At 71.5% G+C, this 15653-nt stretch carries 12 protein-coding genes; all 12 read left to right on the forward strand.

Features of this window, described 5'->3' with window-relative positions; translation table 11 throughout:
* The 12 genes from OG579_RS01730 to aroB all read left to right on the forward strand — a co-directional run bounded on the left by OG579_RS01730 (position 1) and on the right by aroB (position 15628).
* A complete protein-coding gene (locus OG579_RS01730) occupies positions 1–2709 on the forward strand; it encodes a circularly permuted type 2 ATP-grasp protein (protein WP_408068791.1) in 2709 nt (902 codons plus the stop codon).
* Positions 2710–2729: 20 nt separating this feature from the next.
* Complete coding sequence (locus OG579_RS01735) at positions 2730–3668, forward strand: transglutaminase family protein (protein ID WP_045822661.1); 939 nt, start codon at positions 2730–2732, stop codon at positions 3666–3668.
* A 78-nt stretch (positions 3669–3746) separates the two neighbouring features.
* Positions 3747–4880, forward strand: coding sequence for a hypothetical protein (locus tag OG579_RS01740; protein ID WP_328857854.1), 1134 nt, complete (start codon positions 3747–3749; stop codon positions 4878–4880).
* Between the two features lie 25 nt (positions 4881–4905).
* The gene (locus OG579_RS01745) at positions 4906–6330 is read left to right on the forward strand and encodes a replication-associated recombination protein A (RefSeq protein WP_328857855.1); all 1425 of its coding nucleotides are present in this window, start codon (positions 4906–4908) and stop codon (positions 6328–6330) included.
* A gap of 95 nt (positions 6331–6425) precedes the next feature.
* The gene (gene alaS, locus OG579_RS01750; RefSeq protein ID WP_328857856.1) at positions 6426–9104 is read left to right on the forward strand and encodes an alanine--tRNA ligase; all 2679 of its coding nucleotides are present in this window, start codon (positions 6426–6428) and stop codon (positions 9102–9104) included.
* Positions 9105–9109: 5 nt separating this feature from the next.
* Positions 9110–9553, forward strand: a complete 444-nt coding sequence (ruvX, locus tag OG579_RS01755; RefSeq protein ID WP_082080101.1) for a Holliday junction resolvase RuvX — start codon at positions 9110–9112, stop codon at positions 9551–9553.
* On the forward strand, positions 9550–11214 hold the full coding sequence (locus OG579_RS01760; RefSeq protein WP_328857857.1) for an endolytic transglycosylase MltG: 1665 nt from the start codon (positions 9550–9552) through the stop codon (positions 11212–11214). The genes ruvX and OG579_RS01760 overlap by 4 nt, the downstream gene beginning before the upstream one ends.
* Entirely contained in the window at positions 11205–12044 is an 840-nt protein-coding gene (locus OG579_RS01765; RefSeq protein ID WP_328857858.1) for a shikimate dehydrogenase, read from the forward strand. The genes OG579_RS01760 and OG579_RS01765 overlap by 10 nt, the downstream gene beginning before the upstream one ends.
* A gap of 130 nt (positions 12045–12174) precedes the next feature.
* Positions 12175–12615: an A24 family peptidase gene (locus OG579_RS01770; protein WP_328857859.1), complete on the forward strand. Its 441-nt coding sequence runs from the start codon at positions 12175–12177 to the stop codon at positions 12613–12615.
* Positions 12616–12663: 48 nt separating this feature from the next.
* A complete protein-coding gene (gene aroC, locus OG579_RS01775; RefSeq protein ID WP_328857860.1) occupies positions 12664–13890 on the forward strand; it encodes a chorismate synthase in 1227 nt (408 codons plus the stop codon).
* Positions 13887–14489, forward strand: a complete 603-nt coding sequence (locus tag OG579_RS01780; RefSeq protein ID WP_328857861.1) for a shikimate kinase — start codon at positions 13887–13889, stop codon at positions 14487–14489. The genes aroC and OG579_RS01780 overlap by 4 nt, the downstream gene beginning before the upstream one ends.
* Positions 14486–15628, forward strand: coding sequence for a 3-dehydroquinate synthase (gene aroB / locus OG579_RS01785; protein WP_328857862.1), 1143 nt, complete (start codon positions 14486–14488; stop codon positions 15626–15628). Before OG579_RS01780 ends, aroB begins: the two co-directional genes overlap by 4 nt.
* The last annotated feature ends 25 nt before the right edge of the window (positions 15629–15653 follow it).

A 15653-nucleotide genomic window follows, 5' to 3' on the forward strand; every position in this document is an offset into this window, starting at 1 on the left:
GTGCACCCACCCTCGCCGCCCTCCGGGCGACCCGCGCAGGTCTCGGCCGTGGTCGATCGGTATCGATCCGACCGCTTCGGACTCTTCGACCCCGATCGCATACGGGGTGGCGGCGCCGACGCGTCGATCCCGTACGACGAACTCATCGACGCCGACGGTGCCGTGCGTCCCCACTGGGACGGCCTCGTCGACGGCGTCGCGCGCACCGGTGAGGCCGGCCTGACGCGCACCGCGACCCGTCTGCGGACCATGGTCGCCGACGAGGGCATCACCTACACCCCGACCGGAGATCGGGTGGCGTCGCCGACCGCGTCGCCGCAACCGGCACAGCTCTGGGAGCTCGACAGTGTGCCGCTCGTCGTCGACGGCGGACAGTGGGCGGCCCTGGAATCCGCGGTGGCGCAACGCGCGATGCTGTTCGACCGACTGCTCGTCGACATCTACGGCGAACGTCGGACACTCACCTCGGGCCTCGTCGCGCCGGAGATGGTGTTCGGGCATCCCGGCTACATCCGCAAGGCGGCGGGTCTCGGCAACCCCGGCCCCCACGCACTGTTCCTGCACGCCACCGACATCGGGCGCACCGCCGACGGCTCCCCGGTGGTGTGGGCCGATCACACCCAGGCCCCGTCGGGTATCGGGTACGCCATCGCCGACCGTCGCCTCACCTCCCGCGCACTGTCGGGGGCGTTCGGTCGCGTGGGGCCGAGGGCGATGACCACCTTCGCCGGCACGTTGCGTCTCGCCCTGTTCGACCACGCCCCGCCCGGCGTCGATGACCCGACGGTGGTCGTGTTCAGCCCGGGCTCGCTGTCGGAGACCGCGTTCGACCAGGCCTACGTCGCCTCACAACTGGGCTTCCCGCTGGTGGAGTCGGCCGATCTGCTCGTCGTCAACGGCGTCGTCTACATGCGGTCGCTGGGCAGTCTCAAACGCGTCGACGTGATCCTCCGGCGCGTCGACGCCGCGTTCTGCGATCCGCTCGACCTGCGCACCGACTCACGGCTGGGGGTCGCGGGACTGGTCGAGGCGATCGCGCGCGGCAGCGTCACCGTCGTCAACACCCTGGGCAGCGGGGTCCTCGAGAACCCCGCGCTGCACACCGTGGCCGAGCGTCTCGCCCGGGCACTGCTCGACGAGGACCTGCTGCTGCGCCCCGTCGAGACGTACTGGGCCGGTGACGATCTCGACCGATCGAAGATCCGCGCCGATCTTCTCGAGCTCGTGATCGACAACGTCCGCACCGGCGAACAGTTCCTCGGACCCGAGCTGTCGTCGGCGCAGCGGGACACCGTCGGTGACCGCATCGACGCCGACCCCTGGCAGTGGGTGGCCCGCCGCCCCGAGGGGTTCTCGGTGGCCCCGTCGATGGCCCCGGCCGCGCCGGGCGCAGGCATGCGACTGCGCGCCGCACCGGTCGCGATCCGCACCTTCGCGGTGTCGTCGAGTTCGGGGTACAGCGTGATGCCCGGCGGACTCGGGCAGGTGCTGGAACCGGGACCGGCCGGGTCGACGATGCGGGCCGTGGCCGCCAAGGACGTCTGGGTGACCAACGCCGACGGGGTCGGGGACACCACCCGTGTCGCGGAATCGGTGCAGCCGGTGTCGCTACCGACCACCGGACTCGGCGTCGACCGGTCGGCGACCTCGCCGCGTGTGCTGGCCGACCTGTTCTGGCTCGGTCGCTACGGCGAACGGGCCGAGCTCACGGTGCGCCTCACCGCGGTCGCCCGCGAGCGCTACCAGGCCCGCGACCACCGACCCTGGATGCCGGGCACCGGAGCCCTGCCGCTGTTCCTGGCCGGCGTGGCCACGACCACGGCCACCGCGGGCCGGCTGGGGCCGCTGCCCCCCGTCGACTCCGGGCACACCACCGTCGGCGACGCGACCCTCGCGCTCGCCGCACTCGGTCGACTCACCATGTCCCGGTCGACACCCGGCTCGATCGCCCACGCCGTCGACCGCCTGGTCGCCGCGGCCCGCGCGGCCCGCGACCAGATGTCGACGAGCACCTGGATGGTGCTGGGCACGATCGAACGGGCGCTCGCCGATCTCGCCCACACCGTCGCCGCCGACGCGCCCGACGACAGCAGCGTCGACGTCGACGACCTCGCGCACGCCCACGAGGCGATGCTGCACGGGTTGCTGGCGCTCGCGGGTCTGCAGGCCGAGTCGATGGTGCACGATCCGGGGTGGCTGTTCATGGACGCGGGACGACGCATCGAGCGGGCGCTGGTGCTCGCCGACATCACGCGCACGACGCTGGTGGACGCTCACGACCCGGAGATCGAGCAGGCGCTGCTCGAGGCGTTCCTCGTCGCCAACGAATCGGCCGTCATCTACCGCCGCCGCAACCGCGGGGTGGTGCGATTGCGGTCGGTGCTGGTCCTGGCGATGTTCGACGAGACCAACCCGCGTTCGATGATCTACCAGCTCGGCCGGTTGCGCGACGACTTCGTGTCGCTGCCCGACGAGATCCGCTCCGCCGCGGTCGAGCGCACCGTGGAGGACCTGATCGCCGAACTGCGTCGCGTCGATCCCGCCGATCTGGTCGCCGTCGACGACTCCGACCGCCGCTCCGATCTCGCCGAGCTGATGACGACCCTGGCCCGCGGGGTGCGCGAGGTGTCCGACGTCCTCGGCCGCACCCGTTTCGCACCTCCCCGCGACATCCAGCCGCTGTGGGGCGGCACGGTGGACGCACCGTGAGGGCCCCCGCGGTCGAGTCGGTGTCGACGCGGCGCTATCGGGTCACCCACCGCACGACCTACGAGTACGCCGACGTGGTCAGCGCATCGTTCGGTCGATGTTTCCTGCTGCCGCGCGCGATGCCCGGCCAGCGGGTTCTCTCCGCCGAGGTGACCATCGACCCCGAACCGGCCGACCGGTCGACCGGCACCGACATCTTCGGCAACGCCGACATCTACTTCCACGTACGGACCCCGCACCACCGACTCGAGGTCACCGGGTCGTCCCTGGTCGACGTCGACCCCATCGACCCCGACCTCATCGGCACCGGACCCGCCGTGGCCCCGTGGGAGCACGCCCGGCCCACCGCGAGCGGCGACGCCGACGCGCGGGAGTTCGTCCTCGATCTCTTCCCGCCCGAGATCACCGACGCCGTTCGGGAGTACGCGGCCCCGGTGTTCACCCCGGGTCGACCGCTGATCGAGGTGGTCGGGGATCTCACCACGCGCATCAACCGGGACTTCACCTACAAGTCGGGGTCGACGGCGGTGAGCACGCGCGTCGCGACGGTGATGGAGCGTCGCGAGGGTGTCTGTCAGGACTTCGCCCGCGTCGCGATCGCCTGCCTGCGCGCCAACGGTCTTGCCGCGCGGTACGTCTCGGGCTACCTCGCGACCGATCCGCCGCCCGGCCGCGAACGGGTCGTCGGTGCCGACGCCAGCCACGCCTGGGCGGCGGTGTGGGTCCCGGGAGGGCAGTGGATCGCGTTCGACCCCACCAACGACAAGCTCGTGGATGAGAGGCACGTCACAGTCGCGTGGGGACGTGACTATGATGATGTTCCGCCGCTCCGTGGAGTGATCTACACGGATTCGACATCGAGCACGATCTCGGTGTCGGTGGACGTGGCGCCGCATGAACTGCCTACCGTGTCGCAAGAAGAGTCGCCGGGGCCGCAGGACGCGACGATCTCGCCGTAGGACATCTGTACGCGGGTGGTGGACTGTCCATTGCCTCGAGGATGGTCCGACGTGGCGAGTTGGGTAGGTTGGGGAGCAATGACTGTCATCGCCGAAGGGCGCACCGCGGGTGCGGTCCGTACGGCCGAACGAGTGTTGTCGGCGCGAGCGGGGAGCCCGGTCGTACTCGACGACCCCGTCGACCTGGCCGGGAGCGGTCGCACCGACGTGGTCCGCGTCCGTGTCGCCCAGAACCCGCTGTCGCCCGACCGCAGCCTCGTCATCAAGGTGCTGCCCGCCGACGAACCGGCCGACGCCTTCGCCCGTGAACTCGCCTCGTACAAGTACGCCACCGCGTTGCCCATGCGCTCGCGGCCGGGGCCGCAGCTCATCGCCTCCGATTCGGCCGAGCGGTTGATCGTGCTCAGCGATCTCGGTCACGGTCGGTCGATGAGCGTTCTGCTGGCGAGCACCGACTGGGCCGACCCGAGCCACGCCATCAGCGCGTGGGGACAGGCCCTGGGCCGGATGCACGCGGCCACCGTCGGCGGCGAGGACGACTTCGCGGCGCTGCTGCGCCACGGACCCGCACGCGGTGACGTCGAGGCGCTCACCGCGCAGGTGCAGGTCGCGGTGTCGCGGGCGCCGGAGGTGCTCGGCGAGCATCTCGGGGTCGAGTTCTCCACCGGGTTCGTCGAGCTGCTGACCCGCGCGCAACTGCTCTTCGCCGAGGGTGAGCACCGGGCGTTCAGCCCGTCGGACGTCGGGCCACCCAACATCCTCATCAACGACGACGGTGTGCAGTTCATGGACTACGAGTGGGGCGGTTTCCGCGACGCCACCCTCGACATCGGCTACGCCGTGGTCACCTTCGGGGCCGAGTTGGCACCGCGCTGGGCCGACCGACGTGCCGATCTGGAGACCGCCATGGTCGATGCCTGGCGTTCGGAGATCCAGGCGATCTGGCCGGCACTGAGCCACGACGGCGAACTCAACCGCAAGGTCCTGACCGCCCGGGCGCTGTGGGTGTGGCTGGCGACGGTGTGGATGCTGCCGGTCGAACTCGGCGACGACCGCCACGCGCGCGGGCTGGCCCTGCGCACCTCCGACCCGGCCGTCGTCGTCGCACGATGGACCGATCTCGCCGCGGCGGCCCGCCGGACCGGCGACCAGGACATCGCGGCCGACGCCGACGCCATCGGTGCGGCGTTGGACGCAGCCTGGCTGCGGTGACCCCGATGGCCCGGCGGTGACCCCGATGGCCGGCCGCGACGGGGTCGGCGAGCCGCAGGATGCCCTCTTCGATGCCCCGACGCCGCCGTCACGGCACGATCTCGCCCCCGTCACCGCGGGGGCCGGGGCGTTCGGGCCCGACACGGGTCCGTTGGCGGTGCGGATGCGTCCGCGCAGCCTCGACGAGATCGTCGGCCAACAACACCTCCTGGCCGCCGGATCGCCCCTGCGCCGGCTCATCGAGGGCTCCGGCGCCGCGTCGGTCCTGCTCTACGGCCCGCCCGGGACCGGCAAGACCACGATGGCGTCCCTGATCTCGACGGCCACAGGCGGTCGCTTCGAGGCGCTCTCGGCGCTGTCGTCGGGCGTCAAGGAGGTCCGGGCGGTGATCGAGGTCGCCCGACGCGCCCTCATCGACGGCCGCCAGACCGTCCTGTTCATCGACGAGGTGCACCGCTTCTCCAAGACCCAGCAGGACGCGCTGCTCGACGCCGTCGAGAACCGCATCGTGCTATTGGTCGCCGCGACCACCGAGAACCCGTCGTTCTCGGTGGTGTCGCCGCTGCTGTCACGATCGTTGGTGCTGCAGCTGCACCCCCTGACCGACGACGACCTGCGCGAGGTCCTGCACCGCGCCGTCACCGACGACCGCGGTCTGGGCGGGACGGTCGACATCGCCGACGACGCCCTCGACCACATCGTCGCCCTCGCCGGCGGTGACGCCCGGCGCGGGCTCACCGCCCTCGAGGTCGCCGCGGGCGCCGCCCGCGGTGGTGACGAGGAGACCGGGGGAGAAGGGATCCCGCGCATCGAACTCGCCGACGTCGAGTCGGCGATGGACCGCGCCGCCGTGCGCTACGACCGCGACGGCGACCAGCACTACGACGTCATCAGCGCGTTCATCAAGTCGATCCGCGGATCCGACGTCGATGCCGCGGTGCACTACCTCGCGCGCATGATCACCGCGGGGGAGGACCCCCGGTTCATCGCCCGACGGCTGATGGTCCACGCCAGCGAGGACATCGGGATGGCCGACCCGACCGCGCTGCAGACCGCGGTCGCCGCCGCCCAGGTCGTCGCGCTCGTCGGGATGCCCGAGGCGAAACTCGCCCTCACCCAGGCGACCATCCACCTCGCCACCGCGCCGAAATCGGGTGCGGTGGTCTCGGCCATCGGCGCCGCGATGGGCGACATCGCCGCCGGCAAGGCCGGCGCGGTGCCCCCGCATTTGCGCGACGGCCACTACGCCGGTGCAGCGTCGCTGGGCAACGCGCAGGGCTACCGGTACCCGCACGACGCACCCGGCGGGGTCGTGGCCCAGCAGTACCCGCCCGACGACCTCGTCGGCACCGAGTACTACGCACCCACCGACCACGGCCACGAGCGTGAGATCTCCGCGCGGGTGGGACGTCTGCGCTCGATCGTCGGGGCGTGGAACGCCAAACGGTAGGGTGGACTCGCTCTGCGGTTGCGCGGGGTGTCGTGCACCCACGATCCGCTCGGTGGTCGGTGCACGGCCAGATGACATCGGCGTGAGGACATCAGGTGCAGACCCACGAGATCAGGAAGCGATTCCTCGATCATTTCGTCGCCGCAGGTCACACCGAGATCCCCAGCGCCTCGCTGATCCTCGACGACCCCAACCTGCTGTTCGTCAACGCCGGCATGGTGCCGTTCAAGCCCTACTTCCTGGGTGAGCGGACCCCGCCCTCGCCGCGCGCGACCAGCATCCAGAAGTGTGTGCGCACCCTCGACATCGAGGAGGTGGGCATCACCACCCGCCACAACACCTTCTTCCAGATGGCGGGCAACTTCTCGTTCGGTGACTACTTCAAACGCGAGGCGATCGGGTTCGCGTGGTCGCTGCTCACCGACTCGGTGGACGACGGCGGTTTCGGGATCGACCCGACGCGCCTGTGGCCGACGGTCTACGTCGACGACGACGAGGCCGCCGGGATCTGGCGTGACGAGATCGGTGTCCCCGCCGAACGGATCCAGCGCCGCGGGATGGCCGACAACTACTGGTCGATGGGCGTCCCGGGCCCCTGCGGTCCGTCGTCGGAGATCTTCTACGACCGCGGACCCGACTACGGCGTCGAGGGTGGACCCGAGGCCGACGAGGACCGCTACATCGAGATCTGGAATCTCGTGTTCATGCAGAACCAGCGCGGGCCGGGTATCGGCAAGGACAACTACGAGATCCTCGGTCCGCTGCCGCAGAACAACATCGACACCGGCATGGGCATCGAGCGCGTCGCAACGATCCTGCAGGGCGTCGACAACGTCTACGAGACCGATCTGCTCAAGCCCGTCATCGATGTGGCCGAGCGGCTCACCGGTCGGACCTACGGCGCCGAGGGGGAGGGCGGCGCCGAGGCCGACGTGCGATTCCGGGTGATCGCCGACCACGCGCGCACCGCGGTCATGCTCATCTCCGACGGGATCACGCCGGGCAACGACGGCCGCGGTTACGTGTTGCGGCGTCTGCTGCGACGCATCGTGCGGTCGTCACGTCTGCTCGGCGCACAGCAGCCCACGATGGGCGACTACGTCGACACCGTCATCGCGACGATGTCGCCGTCGTATCCCGTTCTGGCCGAACAGGCCTCGTCGATCCGGGCGACCGCGGTCGCCGAGGAGAACGCCTTCTCGGCCACCCTGGCCGCCGGGTCGAAGCTGTTCGACGACGCGGCCGCGGCGACACGGTCGTCGGGGGCGACGGTCATCACCGGCACCGATGCGTTCGCGCTACACGACACCTACGGCTTCCCGATCGACCTCACCCTCGAGATGGCCGCCGAGGCGGGCCTGCAGGTCGACGAACAAGGCTTCGCCGACCTGATGAGCGAGCAGCGCACGCGCGCCAAGGCCGACGCGTACGCCCGCAAGGCCGAGCACGCCGATGTCTCCGTCTACCGGGAGTTCCTCGACCGAGGACCGACCGAGTTCACCGGTTTCGACGAACTCGTCAGTGAGGCCACCGTTCTCGGCATCGTCGGTGAGGGCACGTCGCTGCCCGTCGTCGGGGTCGGACAGCAGGCCGAGATCATCCTCGACCGCAGCCCGCTCTACGCCGAGTCCGGCGGCCAGACGGCCGACGTGGGCACCATCAGCACCACCACCGGCGCCCGTGCGCGGGTCACCGATGTCCAGAAGATCGGCAAGTCGGTGTGGCGACACGTCGTCACCGTCGACGCCGGTGAGTTCGTGGTCGGCGACGTCGTGCTCGCGCAGGTCGACGCCGGACACCGTCGCGGGGCGACGCAGGGTCATTCGGGCACGCACCTCGTCGGCGCGGCGTTGCGACAGGTGCTCGGATCAGGTGCCACCCAGGCCGGTTCGCTCAACCGCCCGGGATACCTGCGGTTCGATTTCCGCGCGCAGGGCCCGGTCACCGACGCCCAGCGCACCGAGATCGAGGAGATCACGAACGCCGCGGTCGAGGCCGACCACGCGGTGAACACGTTCGAGACCGACCTCGACGAGGCCCGCGCGATGGGCGCGATGGCGCTGTTCGGCGAGAACTACGGCGACCGGGTGCGCGTGGTCGAGATCGGCGGACCGTTCTCCATGGAGCTCTGCGGCGGCACGCACGTGGGCAGCTCGGCCCAGGTCGGTCCCGTGACGCTGCTCGGTGAGCAGTCGGTCGGTTCGGGTGTGCGGCGCGTCGAGGCCTACGTCGGCCTCGACTCCTACCGCCATCTCGCCCGCGAACGCGCTCTGCTGTCGTCGGTGTCGTCGGCCCTGAAGGTGCCGGGCGACCAGGTACCCGAGCGCGTGGCCCATCTGGTGGAACGTCTCCGTGACGCCGAGAAGCAGATCGAACGCATGAAGGCCGAGGCCGCGAAGGCGTCGGCGGCCGCGCTCGTCGGCGATGCCGAACGCGTCGGGGACACCCTCGTGGTCGCGGCGCGACTCGACGACGGGCTCGCCGGTGGCGATCTGCGTGGTCTGGCGACCGACCTGCGCGGTCGATTCGGTGCGCAGGCCGCGGTCGTCGCCCTGTTCTCGGTGTCCGACGCCAAGGTGCCGTTCGCGGTCGCGGTCACCGCCGCGGCGCGCGACTCCGGCCTCTCGGCCGGATCGATCGTCTCCGACATCGCCCCGCTGCTCGGCGGCCGCGGTGGTGGCAAACCCGACCTCGCGCAGGGCTCGGGATCGGACGCCTCGGGGATCGATGCCGCCCTGCGGCGGGTGCGGGAGACGGTCGGGGCGCAGGGGTGAGCCAGCTGCGTCCGCGCGGACGGCGAATCGCCGTCGACGTGGGAAGCGTGCGTATCGGGGTCGCGTCGTGTGATCCTGACGGGATGCTGGCCACGCCGATCGAGACGGTCGCCCGAAGCAAGGACACCTCCGACATCGATCGGATCACCGCCATCGTCGCCGAGTACGAGGCCGTCGAGGTCGTCGTCGGGATGCCGACGACACTGCGGGGGGAGCACGGTGCCGCCGCACAGGCCGCGACCGCCTTCGCCGACCGACTGGCCACCCGGATCGCACCGGTCCCCATCACCTTCCACGACGAGCGCCTCACCACGGCGGCGGCGACGCAGATGCTGCGGGCGAGCGGCCGGTCGGCCAAGCAGCAGCGATCGGTGATCGATCAGGCCGCGGCCGTGGCGATCCTGCAGTCGTGGCTCGACCTGCAGGCGGTCGGGGGCGACGAACGGTGACCGAACAACCCCCGCGTCCGCACCGCCGCCGCGCCGATGACGACGGCCGCGACCCGGCCGAGACCGCGCGGCTGCGTCGCCTCATCGCCGAGAACGGCAGTGGGCACACCCACCGCCGGGCCCGCGGTGCCCCGCCCCGGCGCCCCGACCTCCCCCCGCTCGACCCACGACGTACGCGCACCGACGACGGGCGTGCCGACACCGCAGGCGAAGCGCTGTGGCAGGAGCCCCGGCGCGCCCAGCCCCGGGCGATCCCCCCGATCGACCGCGCGCCCGAGCGCCACCGACCCGACGAGCGGTTCCGAAATGACGACCGAGCCCATGACGGCGGCCCCGGTCCCAGCCCGGCGCCCCACGCCGATCAGGCGATGTGGGCACCGGTGGGCGACGACCCGGCCACGGCGCCCCTCGGCCGTCCCGACATCCCCGGCGACGACCCGCGCCGTGACCCCGGGCCCCGCAGCCGCCGCAGTGGCGACCGAGGTGGCCACGGTCGCCGCGCGACCGCACAGATGCAGGCCCGCAAGCGACGACGCCGGGTGGTGCTGGCGCTGGTGATGGTCTTCATGGTCGCGGTCATCGGATCGCTGGGATACGTCGGCCTGCGGATGACCGGCTATTTCGTCGACGACGACGACTACTCGAACGCATCCGGTACCGGGGACGTGCTCGTCTCCATCCCGCAGGACTCGACCCTCACCCAGTTCGGTCAGATCCTGCGCGACCGCGGCGTGGTCGCCAGCGTGCGCGCGTTCACCGACGCCGCCGGATCGGGCTCCATCTCCGCAGGGTTCTACAAACTCCGGACCGGGATCCCGGCGGCGACGGCGGTGTCGATGCTCGACGGCGACGCGAACCGCGTGGGCCGTGTGGTGATCCCGCCGGGCCGCCAACTCGACACCAAGCAGACCGCCGACGGTTCGCCGAGCACGGGCATCTTCGCGATGATCGCGCAGGCCACCACGGTCACGATCGACGGCCGCCGATCCGGGGTCACCCAGGAGCAACTCGCCCAGGCCGCCGCGACTGCCTCGCCCACCGACCTCGGGGTGCCGTCGTGGGCCACGGCCGACGTGGAACGCCTCAACGGTGACCATCGACGCATCGAGGGCCTCATCGCGCCCGTGGCGTTCGAGGCCATCGACCCGACGCTGTCGCCGACCGCCATGCTCAAGTACCTGATCACCACCAGCGCAACGCTGTTCGATCAGTGGGGACTGCTCGACCGCAACGACACCGGGTTGAGCCCGTACCAGAACCTGGTGTCGGCGTCGGTGGTCGAGAAGGAGGTCGCCGATCCCGACGACTACGGCAAGGTCGCCCGCGTCATCCTCAACCGTCTGGGCAGGAACCAGAAGCTGGAGATGGACTCGACCGCGAACTACACCGCTGCGGTGGTGAACATCGACGTCTCCGGCGACGCGTACACCGCTGACACGAAGTGGAACACCTACCAGGTCAACGGTCTCCCTGCGACACCCATCGGGTCGGTCGGCAAGGCCCCACTCCAGGCCACCGACAACCCACCGGCCGGCAACTGGATCTACTTCGTGGCCGTCGACCCGCAGGGGACGACGTTGTTCACCGAGGACTACGCCGAACACCTCCGCAACCGGCAGAAGGCCTGCGACAACAAGGTCCTCGCCGTCGGATGCCGGTGACCGCTGCACCGTCGACGTTCCGCAGGGCCGCGGTCCTCGGGTCGCCGATCGGTCATTCCCGTTCCCCCGACCTGCACCTGGCGGCCTATCGGGCGCTGGGACTCGCGGACTGGACCTACGAGCGGATCGAGTGCACCGCAGAGCAACTCGGTGACCTCGTCGACGGTCTCGACGACAGTTGGGTCGGGCTGTCGGTGACCATGCCCGCGAAGGTGGCCGCCCTCGACCACGCCGACGAGGTCACCGGGCGGGCGGCCATGGTGGGGTCGGCGAACACCCTCGTGCGCACACCGGCGGGATGGTCGGCGGACTGCACCGACATCGACGGTGTGACCGGGGCGTTGCGCGAACTCGGTGCCGAGAGTCTCGACGGTGCCTCGACGGTCGTGCTCGGAGCAGGCGGGACCGCGCGCCCGGCGCTGGCCGCCCTGGCCGCCGCCGGTGCGGGATCGGTGACGGTGGTGGTCCGCGAAACCGCCCGCGCCACAACTCTTCTCGAGCTCGCCGACACGCTCGGACTCACCGCCGAGGTGGTCGACTTCGCGCCCTCGGACGATCTCGCGTCACGCTGCGCGTCCGCTGCGGTCACCGTCAGCACGGTGCCCGCGCAGGCCGCGGCCCCGTTGGCGGTGTCGGTGGCGGCGTCGCCGCGCCTCGTCGACGCCATCTACGCCCCGTGGCCGACCCCACTGGCCGCCGCCGTCACCGACCGCGGCGGCGCGGTCGCGGGCGGGCTCGTGATGCTGCTCCACCAGGCCGTCACCCAGGTCGAACTGTTCACCGGCCGAGCGGCCCCGCGCGATGCGATGGCCGCCGCCCTCGCCCGCTGACCCCGGAGGAGCCGGGTCGACATCGGTATCGATCCACAGTTGCGACACACCGGTGACTCCGCCGTCGGTTGTCCCCAGGTGGACCACATCGGACGCGACGCGGTGCGCCGCCATCGCCCACGATCATCGGGTGATCACGACCTCGGCCGTCTGCGCGGTGACCCTGCTGGTGGTCCCGGCGTGGTTGATGGTCCTCACCGGCCACGACCTGCGCTCACGCACACTGCCCAACCGACTGACCGTGCCCGCCGTGATCGCGGCAACGGCCGCGGCGACCTGTCACGGGGGTGTCGCCTTGTCGGTCCTGGCACTGTCGGTGCCGTACCTGCTCACCTGCCTCGCCGGCGGGTGCGGTGGTGGTGACGTCAAGCTTGCCGCGGCGCTCGGTGGCCTCGTGGCCGACCCGGGCCGATCTCTCGTCGTCGTGGTGGCCGCATCGCTGCTGAGCCTCGCCGCGGCCGGGGTGATCGCGGTGCGGGGCCGGGGGAGTGACGGTCGCGCGCCGCGGCCGCACGGGCCCGCCCTGGTGGCCGCCGCGCTGATCGCCGGTGGGCTGCCACCCGCCGGCTGACGCACGTGCGGCGGGAGGCCGCACACCGACGTGGAAGAATGATCACTCGTGTTGCGCTGGATAACTGCCGGAGAATCCCACGGCCCCGCCCTGGTCGCCCTCGTCGAAGGGATGATCGCCGGTGTCTCGGTCACGTCCGACGACATCGCCGCCCAGCTCGCCCGCAGGCGGCTGGGCTACGGCCGCGGTGCCCGCATGAAGTTCGAGGCCGACAAGGTCACCGTCGTCGGCGGTGTCCGGCACGGCCTCACCCAGGGCGGCCCCGTCGCCATCGAGATCGCCAACACCGAGTGGCCCAAGTGGGAGACGGTGATGGCGGCCGACCCCGTCGACGCCGCCGAGCTGGCCGATGTTGCCCGCAATGCCCCGCTCACCCGCCCGCGCCCCGGCCACGCCGACTACTCCGGCATGCTCAAGTACGACTTCGACGACGCCCGCCCGGTCCTCGAGCGGGCGAGCGCCCGCGAGACCGCCGCACGCGTCGCCGCCGCCACCGTGGCACGCAACTTCCTGCGTCAGGTGCTCGGCGCCGAGGTCCTGAGTCACGTGGTGTCGATCGGGGCGTCCGATCCGTTCGACGGTCCGAGCCCCACGCCGGCCGATCTCGACCGCATCGACGCCAGCCCGGTGCGCGCCGCGTCCGAGACCGCAGAGGCCTCGATGATCGCCGAGATCGAGGCCGCGAAGAAGGAGGGCGACACCCTCGGCGGGGTCGTCGAGGTCATCGTGACCGGCCTGCCGGTCGGCCTCGGCTCCCACGTCAGCGGTGAGACCCGGCTCGACGCACGTCTCGCATCGGCATTGATGGGCATCCAGGCGATGAAGGGTGTCGAGGTGGGCGACGGTTTCGCGACCGCCCGCCGCCGCGGCAGCCAGGCCCACGACGAGATGGTCCCCGGGCCCGACGGCGTCCTGCGCTCGACGAACCGTGCCGGCGGCCTCGAGGGCGGCATGACCAACGGTGAGGACCTCCGCGTCCGTGTGGCCATGAAGCCGATCTCGACGGTGCCGCGTGCGTTGTCGACCGTGGACATGTCCACCGGCGAACAGGCCAGCGCCATCCACCAGCGGTCGGACGTGTGCGCGGTCCCCGCCGCGGGAGTGGTCGCCGAGGCGATGGTGGCGCTCGTCGTCGCGCAGGCGGCGCTCGACAAGTTCGGTGGCGACTCGGTGACCGAGACCGCCGACAACGTGGCGCGCTACCGCGAGCGTGTCGCCGCACGCCTCGCCCACGGCGACGCCGCCGCCTCGGTTCCGCGTCCCGCCGCCGGATGACCTCCGACCCACCCGCGAACGGCACGGCCGGACCCGTCGTCCTGATCGGGTTCATGGGTGCGGGGAAGTCGACGGTCGGATCGGTGCTGGCCGCCCATCTCGGCGTCGAGTACCTCGACACCGATCACGAGATCGTCCGACGCACGGGGCGGTCGATCGCCGACATCTTCGCCACCGACGGCGAGGAACGGTTCCGTGAGGTCGAGACCGCGGTCATCTCCGATGTGCTCACCAGCCACCGTGGCGTCGTGGCCCTCGGTGGCGGCGCCGTCCTGAGCCCCGAGGTCCGGCGCGTCCTGTCCGGGCATCGGGTCGTGCACCTCGATGTCGCACCCGCCGCGGGTTTCGCCCGGGTCGAGGGTTCGGCCCGTCCGCTCCTGCAGGTCGACGCCGACGGCCGCACCCCGCGAGAGCGGTACGTCGCCCTGCACGCCGCACGGGCCGCGGTCTACGCCGAGGTGGCGACCGTCCGTGTGGACACCGACGACGCCGACCCCGTGACCGTCGCCGGGCGTATCCGTGTGCTGCTCGACCCCGCGACGCCGTCGTCGGACCGCTCCCACCCGCACCACCCCGATCCCCGAGAGGCCTCCTCGTGACCGAGCCCACCGCCGAGCCCACCACCGAGCCCACCCACTCCGAGCCCACCCGCATCCGGGTCGCCACGGCCGACCCGTACGACGTGGTGATCGGGCGTGATCTCCTCACCGATCTCGTCACGGCCGCCGGCGGTGCCGACCACATCGCGATCCTGTATCAGCCGCCGCTGATCAAGACCGCCGAGGCGGTGCGCGAGGTGCTGGCCGAGGCGGGCTTCGACGCCCATCGCATCGAGATCCCCGACGCCGAGGCCGGCAAGGACCTGTCGGTGGCGGCCTTCTGCTGGGAGGTGTTCGGTCGGATCGGCATGAAGCGCAACGACGTGGTCATCGGCCTCGGCGGCGGTGCCGCCACCGACCTCGCCGGGTTCGTCGCCGCCACCTGGATGCGCGGCATCGGCGTGATCCATCTGCCGACGACGCTGCTCGGCATGGTCGACGCGGCGGTGGGTGGCAAGACCGGCATCAACACCGACGCGGGCAAGAACCTGGTCGGCTCGTTCCACGAGCCCCGTGCGGTGCTCATCGACACCGCGACCCTCGAGACGGTGCCGCCCAACGAGATCATCGCCGGGCTCGCCGAGGTCATCAAGACCGGGTTCATCGCCGATCCGGAGATCCTCACCCTGATCGAGGCCGACCCGGTCGCCGCACGCGATCCGTCGGGATCGGTTCTGCCCGAACTGATCCGACGCTCGGTACAGGTCAAGGCCGATGTGGTGGCCGCCGATCTGCGCGAGTCGTCACTGCGGGAGATCCTCAACTACGGCCACACCCTCGCCCACGCGATCGAACGCCGGGAGCAGTACCGGTGGCGCCACGGGGCCGCGGTCTCGGTCGGTCTGATGTACGCCGCGGAACTGGGCCGTCTGGCCGGGCGCCTCGACGACGCCACCGCCGATCGGCACCGCAGCATCCTGGAGTCGGTGGGGCTGCCCACCGGCTACGACGAGGACGCCTTCCCGGCGTTGCTGGAGACGATGGCAGGGGACAAGAAGAACCGGTCGGGCATGCTGCGGTTCGTGGTGCTCGACGGGCTGGCTCGGCCGGGACGACTCGAGGGTCCCGATCCCGGTCTGCTGGTCGCCGCCTACTCCGCGATCGCGCGGTCGGCGTCGCCCGGGGGCATCCTGCTCTGACCCGCACGCCGCGGGCGCCGACCGT

It is taken from the genome of Williamsia herbipolensis, assembly GCF_036153515.1.
Taxonomy (GTDB): domain Bacteria; phylum Actinomycetota; class Actinomycetes; order Mycobacteriales; family Mycobacteriaceae; genus Williamsia_A; species Williamsia_A herbipolensis.

What these genes read in the sequence shown, in the direction of transcription:
- OG579_RS01740 (WP_328857854.1), top strand. Translation starts at nt 3,747, where the DNA reads ATGACTGTCATCGCCGAAGGGCGCACCGCGGGTGCGGTCCGTACGGCC.
- OG579_RS01745 (WP_328857855.1), top strand. Translation starts at nt 4,906, where the DNA reads ATGGCCGGCCGCGACGGGGTCGGCGAGCCGCAGGATGCCCTCTTCGAT.
- OG579_RS01765 (WP_328857858.1), top strand. Translation starts at nt 11,205, where the DNA reads ATGCCGGTGACCGCTGCACCGTCGACGTTCCGCAGGGCCGCGGTCCTC.
- OG579_RS01780 (WP_328857861.1), top strand. Translation starts at nt 13,887, where the DNA reads ATGACCTCCGACCCACCCGCGAACGGCACGGCCGGACCCGTCGTCCTG.